The following is a 9,599-nucleotide window of genomic DNA, read 5'->3' as shown; positions in this document are numbered from 1 at the left end:
CCGCACGACTGACGTCCCGGTCAGGAACGTCAAAGCGAACAAGCCTCGCGAAGTTTCCGATGTTGTCTAGGCCCACCGTCAAGCATCAGCTGGGACCAGAACGTCAAACATCACCTGGGACTAGACACCGGGGCTCGGAGTGCTCTTCTGGATTGCTGGAGCTGATCTGGCGGCCTTGATCGGCAGCCCTCGCCAGCGCCGCGGCAACCTTCGCGGCGTCCTCGGGCGAAAGCAAGATCTCCTGCGTCCACAGAACCGAGAGCCGTACGGCTCCGGTCAGCAGATTCGTGGCTACGTCGACCTCGGTACCGTTACCTGTGGTGTCCCGCACGTCATCAAGTGCTGCGTCGCTCGCGAAGGCGCTCATCGGTCGTCGACCTGCTGTCAGCTCTCGTGACCGGCGATGCGCCAGAGTGGGGCTGCGTACTGGTCCGGGCGGTTGTTGATCAGGAGGGCTCTCAGGTCCTCGCGCTGCTTGCCGCTGAGTCCAAGCGCCTCCGTGATCCGGCGGAACGTCGTGTGGCTGACTCCGCGGGAGCGGGCTTCGGCCTCGAACTGGGCGAGTCGGCGGAGCGTGGCTTCCGGATCGAGCTCTTGCTCAGCCTGGCTGCCCAGCCAACTGGCCTTGTTGCGCTCGTAGTCGATCTCCGAGTACCCGCAGATCTCGCGGCTTTGCTGCTCGGCCTCGTCGAGCGTTTCCGTCGACAGAAGGGCTCGTGCGAGCTCGTTCCGGTGGAGGGCGTCGTCCAGGTCCGCTTCGTGGACAGTGGGGCCCTCGTCGGTGAGAGGGACTGGCAGGCCGGCGTCCCTGACTTCGCACAGACCGCGGATGCCTCGGGCCGTCGCCGCGAGCATCGCTGTTGCTTCGGAGGGATGCCACTCCAGTACGGAGTTGACCGGCTGGACGTGTTCGGCTGTGAGCGTCAGGACTGACGCGCCCAGGCGGTCGCGCAGATCCTCGGCCGGGACTTCACCGTCCAGGCCGGGGCCGGCGACCAGGAGACGTACCGGCGCATTGAGTTGGCAGCATGCGGCGAGCGTGAGGGCGTCCGCGAGTGGGCTGCGGAGTGTGGGCTCGTCGCCCTTGGCGAGGATGTCTCCTCCGACGTCCAGAAGGTCGATGGACTCGGGGGCCAGGTGCTGGACGAGCTCTTCGAGCTGGCGCGTGATGCCCTCGGCGCCATGGTGCGGATCGATCAGGGCGAGGGTCTGCGGGAGCTCTGCGGCGAGACGAGGAAGCGTAGATCCTGCGGGGGCGATTGGCTTCGCGTCGGCGGGCACGGCCTGGACGCTTCGGGTGATGGGGCGAAGGCCCGTGAAGCTGGCCGAGCCTCGTGGACCTGGCACGGGGTCGATCAGCAGTCTGTCCCACGCGTACGTGAGAACGAGCGCCGGACTCTCGTCGCTGTAAAGGGCGGCGTCCAGCATTGCGGCGGCGACAGCGTCGCCTCCTCCACCTGCAGCCACGATCAAGCGCGTCACCCGCGTCAGGGTACGGGTTCCGGGCGTAGCCACTCACCCTATAGTGGCTAGAGGTAATAGCCACCTAGGTAAGGGGCTCGGATGCCGAAGATTCAAGAGACCCAGCCCAAGTACCTGCAGATCGCGCATCACATCCGCGATCAGATCTTGCGCGGTGACTTGCGGCCGGGTGATGAGGTTCCGTCCGAAAGGCAGCTGGCGGCCGACTGGAACGTATCGCGGCCAACGGCGGCGCGGTCCCTGGAGGCGCTCAGCCATCAGGGCTTGGTGGAGAAGCGGCAAGGGTCAGGCACCTACGTGCGTGGCCTGCAAGTTAACCGGCGAGCCCGCGAGTTGTACGGCCGCGCCAAGCAGACGGGCAAGATCTACACGCCGGGTGAGTACGCGGTGATCACTTCCGCGGGGTGGCTGGATGCTCCGGAGCATGTTGCCGAGGCGTTGAATCTGGGACCGCGCGGCAGGGCTGTCCATCGCCGGCGCGTGACCAACAACGAGTCGGGACCGATCACGTTGTCGACGTCCTGGTTCGGCGCTGAGGTCGGGGAGCGTGCGCCGAAGCTCCTGGAGCCGGACCGGATCCGTGAGGGCACGCTGATGTATGTCGAAAACATGACGGGACGTCAAGGCAGCTACGCCGAGGACCGCATGTGCGCGCGTACCGCCACTGCCGATGAAGCTGCGACCTCAAGTTGCCAGCAGGCTCTGCGGTGTTGATCGTGCACCACGTGGTCTATGACCTGCAGGATCGTCCGCTGGAGTTCGCCGAAGCGACCTACCCGCCTGAGCGTTGGGCCTTCGAGCAGGGTTACCCGATCACGTAGAAAGTCGCGGCTCTGTCGCCGAACCGCTTGCGCGGCTCCAGTGGCCAATGCCACTATCCAGTAAGTGGCTAAGGCCACTTGGAAGGGGGCCACGAGCGTGATCCGAGAAGGTGCAGGGTTACCGCGCATCGCGCATGCGCCATGCGGTGGTTGCCGAGGCCGGGGCTGGAAGCGCGTCAGTTCCCGCTCCGCCTTGGCGTTCTCTGCGGCCGCGGGTCGTGTTCGCGCTACATCCAAGCGGCGCTGTCTCGACTGTGACGGCACTGGTAGGGAGTAGGGAGCGCATGACTGGAGCAGAAGGCCGACGCTATGAGTCGGTGGCCCAACCCGTGTCGGTCGGCCGCATGACCCTCTACCCGGAAGCGGAGTCCGTCGCGCGGGCACGCCGATGGTTTCGGAAGCTCTTGGAGCCGTACGACCTGTCCTGCTCGCTGGACGACTGCGTGCTGATGATCTCGGAACTGGTCACCAATGCGATCCTTTACGGGGAAGCGGAGGAGGCCTGGCGGGTGCGGGTCGAGTGGTGGCGAGTGGGCGCGTCCCTGCGGGTAGATGTGCACAACCCCGGATTCCCCGCAAGCGTCCGCATGCGGCAGCCCGCCGCCGACGAGGCCCACGGTCGGGGGCTGTGCCTGGTGAACGAGCTTGCCAGCTCGTGGAGCGCCGAGCCAAGCCCTCTCGGCGGCACCATGGTGTCCTTCTCCATGGACAGCGCCTGGAAGGTCTGACCGTCGCTTCTTTCATGAGTGGAGGCCTTTCTGGGGTCTGATGCAGGTTCGGGTGACAGGTTCGGTCACGCGGCCTGGAGGGCCGGCGTGGTCATGACGGTCTCGAATTCGATGGGGGTCAGTCGGCCGAGTGAGGCTTGTCTGCGGCGTCGGTGGTAGGTCCGCTCGATCCAGGTCACGATCGCGATCCGGAGTTCTTCGCGGGTGGCCCAGACACGGCGGTCGAGGACGTTCTTCTGCAACAGACTGAAGAAGGACTCCATGGCCGCGTTGTCGCCGGCAGCTCCGACTCTCCCTATCGATCCGGCCATCCGGTGGCGGTCGAGCGTCCGGACGAATTTCCGGGAGCGGAACTGCGATCCGCGATCGCTGTGCAGAATGCAGCCGTCGACGTTTTCACGCCGGGCCACGGCGTTGTCCAGGGCGGTCACGGCCAGGCGGGACTTCATCCGCTCGTCGATGGAGTAGCCCACGATCCTGTTGCTGAAGGCGTCCTTGATCGCGCAGAGATAGAGCTTGCCTTCGCTGGTGGTGTGCTCGGTGATGTCGGCGAGCCACAGCCGATTCGCACAGGCTGCGGTGAAGTCACGGCGGACCAGGTCGTCGTGCACCGGCGGGCCGGCCTTCTTGCCCTTGCCGCGCTTCTTGCCGAACACGCTCCACCAGCGGTTGTCCCGGCAGATCCGCCAGGCAGTCCGGTCCGCCATCACGGCCCCGGCGCCGCGAGCTTCGTCGGCCAGGAAGCGGTAGCCGAACTCCGGGTCGTCACGGTGCGCGTCGAACAGCGCGTTCGCGCGATACGCCTCCTCCAGCACGGCATCGGTCACCGGCTGGTCCAGCCAGCGGTAGTAGGGCTGTCTGGCGAGCTTCAGCACCCGGCACGCAACCGTGACGGGCACCCCGTCCCCGGCCAGCTCCTTCACGAGCGGGTAGATCCTTTTCCCGGCAGATGCGCCTGCGACAGATAGGCCGCGGCCCGCCGCAGGACCTCGTTCTCCTGCTCCAGCAACTTGATCCGCCGACGCGCTTCCCGCAGCTCGGCGCTCTCCTGGCTGGTCGATCCGGGCTTGGTTCCGTCGTCGATCTCCGCGCGACGCATCCACTTCCACAACGTCATCGGATGGACCCCGAAGTCGGTGGCCACCTGCTCGACCGTCACACCCGGCCCGCGGTTCCTCGCGACCCGCACGACGTCCTGGCGGAACTCCTCCGGATAAGGCTTGGGCACAGCGACATCCTTCCCACCTGCCCCACAGGGCAAGCCAGTTCAGATGTCACCCGATCGTGCGGCAGACCCCTTACGACGGCTACGAGGTCGGACGTACGCGTCCATCTCGTGCCCGGCCTGGGGGCACATCGGCTCGCGCGACTGGAGCCCGAACACCTGGAGCGCTTCTACCGGAGGATGCAGAGCTCCGGCAGCTCGGCCGGAACGGCCCATCACGTGCACCGCACGATCCGGGTCGCTCTGGGTGAGGCAGTACGCCGGGGACACGTCCCCACCAACGCTGCCGAGATCGCCAAAGCTCCGCGGCTCGAAGAAGAGGACATCGAGCCGTTCACGATCGAGGAGGTACAGAGCCTGCTCGTCGAAGCCTCGAAGCTCCGCAACAGCGCGCGGTGGGTCGTCGCCCTGGCGCTCGGCCTCCGTCAAGGGGAAGCGCTCGGCCTTCACTGGGAAGACGTCGACCTGGACGCGGGATACGTCCGCACCCGGAAGAACCGGCTTCGGCCCAAGTACCGGCACGGTTGCGGGGACAACCCTTGCGGCAGGAAGGCCGGCTATTGCCCCCAGCGTGAGCAGACCAGGAGGGAGCACAAGTCGACCAAATCCCGTGCGGGGCGGCGCACGGTTGGCCTGCCCGATCCGCTGATCAAGCTCCTGCGTCACCACCAGGAGGAGCAGACGGCGGAGCGCACTGCGGCAGGCGGTGACTGGAGGACAAGGGGTACGTGTTCGCTTCACCCACAGGCGGGCCGCTGAGCCCGAACACCGACTACCACGTGTGGAAGCGGCTCCTGCGGGACGCGGGTGTACGGGACGGGCGGCTGCATGACGCTCGCCACACCGCCGCGACCGTGCTGCTCCTCTTGGGAGTCCCGGACGTCGTGGTCGACTCGATCATGGGCTGGGAGCCCGGCGGTGCGGCCAGGATGCGCGCGCGGTACATGCACATCACCGGGCCCATGCTGCGGAAGGTCGTCCAGCAGGTCGGCGACATGCTCTGGGAGCCGCCGAAGAACAACTGAGACGGAAACTGAGACGGACAACGTCGAAGGGCCCCACCGCAAGCGGTGGGGCCCTTCGACATCGTGCCCGGTGAGGCACTGGCGGAGGATACGAGATTCGAACTCGTGAGGGGTTGCCCCCAACACGCTTTCCAAGCGTGCGCCCTAGGCCTCTAGGCGAATCCTCCGCCGGAAACATTACATGACGCCGAGGAGTGCTCGCGAACCCGTTCCCATCGGCCCGGAACCGGGGGCCCGACCACCCCTCGGCATCGGGTAACCTGGGCGCAGCCCCTCACGTGGCGCTATCTGACTGAACTCCCCCAGGGCCGGAAGGCAGCAAGGGTAGGTCGGCTCTGGCGGGTGCGTGAGGGGCGCTTGCTTGTGCGGGCCCCAGGGTCTCGGGGCGGCCTCGATTGTCGGCGGGCCCCGATAACCTCGTAAGCGTGTCGTCCCTTGCGCTGTACCGCCGCTATCGTCCCGAGTCGTTCGCCGAGGTCATCGGGCAGGAGCATGTCACCGACCCGTTGCAGCAGGCCCTGCGGAACAACCGGGTCAATCACGCGTACCTGTTCAGCGGGCCGCGCGGCTGTGGCAAGACGACCAGCGCCCGCATCCTCGCGCGCTGTCTGAACTGCGAGAAGGGTCCGACGCCGACGCCCTGCGGCGAGTGCCAGTCGTGCCGCGACCTCGCGCGCAACGGGCCGGGGTCCATCGACGTCATCGAGATCGACGCCGCGTCGCACGGAGGCGTGGACGACGCCCGTGATCTGCGCGAGAAGGCGTTCTTCGGGCCGGCGAGCAGCCGCTACAAGATCTACATCATCGACGAGGCCCACATGGTCACGTCGGCGGGCTTCAACGCCCTGCTGAAGGTGGTCGAGGAGCCCCCGGAGCATCTGAAGTTCATCTTCGCGACCACCGAGCCCGAGAAGGTCATCGGGACGATCCGGTCCAGGACGCACCACTATCCCTTCCGTCTCGTGCCGCCGGGCATGCTCCGCGAGTACCTGGCCGAGGTGTGCGGCCGCGAGGGCATCCCCGTCGAGGACGGGGTGCTGCCGCTCGTCGTGCGCGCCGGGGCGGGGTCCGTGCGTGACTCCATGTCCGTCATGGACCAGCTGCTCGCCGGCGCGGCCGAGGACGGTGTGACGTATGCCATGGCGACCGCACTGCTCGGGTACACGGACGGGTCGCTGCTCGACTCGATCGTGGACGCCTTCACCTCGGGTGACGGTGCCGCCGCCTTCGAGGTCGTCGACCGCGTCATCGAGGGCGGGAACGACCCGCGCAGGTTCGTCGCCGACCTCCTGGAGCGGCTGCGCGACCTCGTGATCCTCGCCGCCGTTCCGGACGCGGGCACCAAGGGGCTGATCGACGCGCCCGCCGATGTGGTGGAGCGCATGCAGGCGCAGGCGTCCGTCTTCGGCGCGGCCGAGCTCAGCCGCGCCGCCGACCTGGTCAACACCGGACTGACCGAGATGCGCGGCGCCACGTCGCCCCGGCTCCAGCTGGAGCTGATCTGCGCCCGCGTGCTGCTGCCCGCCGCCTTCGACGACGAGCGGTCCGTGCAGGCCCGGCTCGACCGGCTGGAGCGCGGCGCGACGTTCTCCTCCGGCGGGCCGACGCCCGCCATGGGGTATGTGCCCGGGCCGGAGGCGCAGGCGCACGCCCCGGTGCCGCCCGGTGGCGGTCCCGCGGCGGCGCGCGCCGCCGTACGGCCCGAGGCTGCCCCGCCCGGACCGGCCCCCGCCGCACCGGCGGCCGCACCCGCACCCGAGCCCACCGCCCCTCAGGCGCCGCGGCCCCCCGAGCCCGCGCCGACTCGTCCCGGTGCCTGGCCGGGGGCGACCGGTGCCGGCGGATCCCCGGAGGCCCCGCGGCGGCCCGGCGGCTGGCCCACCGCCTCGTCCCCCGGCCAGGGCGCGCCGCCCGCCGCCCCCCAGCCGTCGCGTGCCCCCGAGCCCGCGCCGGCCGGCCCCGCCGTGCCCGCACCGGCCCCCGCCATGTCCCAGGGCGCCGGCCAGGTACGGAACATGTGGCCGGACATCCTGGAGGCCGTGAAGAACCGCCGCCGCTTCACCTGGATCCTGCTCAGCCAGAACGCGCAGGTGGCGGGCTTCGACGGCACCACCCTCCAGCTCGGCTTCATCAACGCCGGCGCCCGGGACAACTTCGCGAGCAGCGGCAGCGAGGACGTGCTGAAGCAGGCGCTCGCCGAGCAGTTCAACGTGCAGTGGAAGGTCGAGGCGATCGTCGACCCGTCCGGCGGCGCGGGCGGAGGCCCCGGCGGCCAGCCCCCGGGCGGCTCGGGAGGCTACGGCGGCCAGTCCGGCCCCGGCGGTTACGGAGCCCAGCCCGGTCCCGGCGGCGGTTACGGCGGCCAGTCCGGCCCCGGCGGCTACGGCCAGAGCAGGCCGCCGGCCGCCGCCCCGGCCCCGCCTGCACCGCCCGGCCCGGCCGCCCCCGCGCCGCGGCCCGCTCCGTCCGCCCAGCCCACGCCTCCTCAAGCGGCCGCGCCGCAGTCCGCCCCCGAGCCGGTCCGCCCGGCGGAGACGTACAGTCCGCCGCCGCCCCCGCCGGTCTCGCTGGAGGACGACGTCCCCGAGGAGGACGATCCGGATCTCGTCGACTCGGCGCTCTCCGGGCACGACCTGATCGTGCGCGAGCTCGGCGCCACGGTTGTGGAGGAATATACGAACGAGTAGCGGGCCTGCCCTCGGAGGCCCGTACCACGTCGCGGTGCGTACGGCGGTTAGGCTTGCGCCCGTGAAGGTCCTCGTCATCGGCGGCGGCGCCCGCGAACACGCCCTGTGCCGCTCACTGTCCCTCGATCCCGACGTCACCGCTCTGCACTGTGCGCCCGGAAACGCCGGTATCGCCGAGGTCGCCGAGCTGCACCCGGTCGACCAGCTGGACGGCCCGGCCGTGGCGCGGCTCGCCACCGTCCTCGGTGCCGATCTCGTCGTGGTCGGCCCGGAGGCGCCGCTCGTCGCCGGTGTCGCCGACCAGGTCCGGGCCGCGGGGATCCCCTGCTTCGGCCCGTCGGGGGCCGCGGCGCAGCTGGAGGGCTCGAAGGCCTTCGCCAAGGACGTGATGGCCGGGGCCGGAGTGCCCACGGCCCGCAGCTACGTCTGTACGACCCCCGAGGAGATCGACGAGGCGCTCGACGCCTTCGGCGCCCCGTACGTGGTCAAGGACGACGGGCTCGCCGCCGGCAAGGGTGTCGTGGTCACCAGCGACCTGGAGCAGGCCCGCGAGCACGCGCTGGCGTGCGGCCGGGTCGTCATCGAGGAGTACCTCGACGGTCCCGAGGTCTCGCTCTTCGCCATCACCGACGGCGAAACGGTCGTGCCCCTGCGGCCAGCCCAGGACTTCAAGCGCGCGCTCGACGGCGACGAGGGCCCGAACACCGGCGGCATGGGCGCCTACTCCCCGCTGCCGTGGGCCGACCCCAAGCTGGTCGACGAGGTCATGGACACCGTCCTCCAGCCGACCGTCGACGAGATGCGCCGCCGTGGCACGCCCTTCTCCGGCCTGCTGTACGCGGGGCTCGCGATCACGTCGCGCGGTGTGCGGGTCATCGAGTTCAACGCGCGCTTCGGCGACCCGGAGACGCAGGTCGTGCTCGCCCGGCTGAAGACGCCGCTGGCCGGCGTCCTGCTCGCCGCGGCGAACGGCACGCTGGACACCCTCCCGCCGCTCCACTGGCGTGACGACGCGGCCGTGACCGTCGTCGTCGCCTCCCACAACTACCCGGGCACGCCGCGCACCGGCGACCGGATCGAGGGCCTCGACGAGGTCGCCGCGGAGGACGCGCCCCACGCGTACGTCCTGCACGCCGGCACCAAGCGCGACGGCGACGCGATCGTGAGCGCGGGCGGCCGGGTGCTGTCGGTGACGGCGACGGGCGAGGACCTGGCCGAGGCACGCGAGCGCGCGTACCGGGCGGTGTCCCGCATCCGTCTCGAGGGCTCCCAGCACCGCACGGACATCGCCCGCGCCGCCGCGGAGGGCTGATTCCGGCGGGGGCCGGTCCGGTTCCCGTACGAGCGACGTCCGGACGGGGCCCGGCGCACAGCGCGCCGGGCCCCGTCCGCATGCCGGATCACGTGAACCGGCTTCGCCCGGCTCATTCGGCACGGCCGCGTGCGCCGGACCGCCGACCCCGTCCCCACCCCCGGAACAGCAGGCCCGACCTGCCCTTCGTCGACCTCGGTCCCTGCCGTCCGCCGCTGCCGGCACATGGCCCGAAGCCATTCCATCGAGTGATGCCTGAGCCATCCGGATGACGGTCGCGGAAGCCCCAACTAGGGTGCCCCGCAGGGGTTCCGGCACT

The 9,599-nt window shown here is 70.0% G+C and carries 6 protein-coding genes, 1 tRNA gene, 1 other RNA gene and 2 pseudogenes; 6 read left to right on the top strand and 4 right to left on the bottom strand.

Annotated elements, in window-relative coordinates; genetic code table 11:
• Positions 1–103: 103 nt before the first annotated feature.
• The gene (locus ACLB9X_RS30630) at positions 104–367 is read right to left on the bottom strand and encodes a hypothetical protein (protein ID WP_410363678.1); all 264 of its coding nucleotides are present in this window, start codon (positions 365–367) and stop codon (positions 104–106) included.
• A gap of 17 nt (positions 368–384) precedes the next feature.
• A complete protein-coding gene (locus ACLB9X_RS30625) occupies positions 385–1,428 on the bottom strand; it encodes a DUF1152 domain-containing protein (protein WP_410363681.1) in 1,044 nt (347 codons plus the stop codon).
• A gap of 135 nt (positions 1,429–1,563) precedes the next feature.
• Between ACLB9X_RS30625 and ACLB9X_RS30620 the strand changes: the two are divergent.
• Positions 1,564–2,303, top strand: a pseudogene (locus ACLB9X_RS30620) (GntR family transcriptional regulator).
• Between the two features lie 284 nt (positions 2,304–2,587).
• Positions 2,588–3,031 (top strand): ATP-binding protein, encoded by a 444-nt coding sequence (locus tag ACLB9X_RS30615; RefSeq protein WP_410363677.1) that lies wholly within the window; start codon positions 2,588–2,590, stop codon positions 3,029–3,031.
• 65 nt (positions 3,032–3,096) lie between these two features.
• Here ACLB9X_RS30615 and ACLB9X_RS30610 read toward each other — a convergent pair.
• Positions 3,097–4,259 (bottom strand): IS3 family transposase gene (locus tag ACLB9X_RS30610; protein ID WP_410363676.1). Its coding sequence is split into 2 segments (ribosomal slippage): positions 3,097–3,972 and positions 3,975–4,259, totalling 1,161 coding nucleotides; the frame shifts between segments, so codons are not numbered across the junction.
• On the opposite strand from ACLB9X_RS30610, the pseudogene ACLB9X_RS30605 reads away from it, so the two are divergent.
• A pseudogene (locus ACLB9X_RS30605) lies at positions 4,217–5,281 on the top strand (tyrosine-type recombinase/integrase); the annotation flags it as partial. The gene ACLB9X_RS30610 and the pseudogene ACLB9X_RS30605 sit on opposite strands and share 43 nt — an antisense overlap.
• Before the next feature lie 79 nt (positions 5,282–5,360).
• On the opposite strand, the gene ACLB9X_RS30600 reads toward ACLB9X_RS30605, so the two are convergent.
• A tRNA-Ser gene (locus ACLB9X_RS30600) sits at positions 5,361–5,448 on the bottom strand.
• A 98-nt stretch (positions 5,449–5,546) separates the two neighbouring features.
• Between ACLB9X_RS30600 and ffs the strand changes: the two genes are divergently transcribed.
• From ffs to purD, 3 genes are all read left to right on the top strand, one after another.
• Positions 5,547–5,645, top strand: an RNA gene (gene ffs, locus ACLB9X_RS30595) — signal recognition particle sRNA small type.
• 61 nt (positions 5,646–5,706) lie between these two features.
• Positions 5,707–7,968: a DNA polymerase III subunit gamma and tau gene (locus ACLB9X_RS30590; protein WP_410363675.1), complete on the top strand. Its 2,262-nt coding sequence runs from the start codon at positions 5,707–5,709 to the stop codon at positions 7,966–7,968.
• A gap of 61 nt (positions 7,969–8,029) precedes the next feature.
• Positions 8,030–9,280, top strand: a complete 1,251-nt coding sequence (purD, locus tag ACLB9X_RS30585) for a phosphoribosylamine--glycine ligase (protein ID WP_410363674.1) — start codon at positions 8,030–8,032, stop codon at positions 9,278–9,280.
• Positions 9,281–9,599: the final 319 nt, after the last annotated feature.

Origin of the sequence: Streptomyces sp. 5K101 (genome assembly GCF_046506645.1) — a bacterium.
Lineage (GTDB): Bacteria > Actinomycetota > Actinomycetes > Streptomycetales > Streptomycetaceae > Streptomyces.
This window is presented reverse-complemented; position numbering and strand designations above follow the sequence as displayed.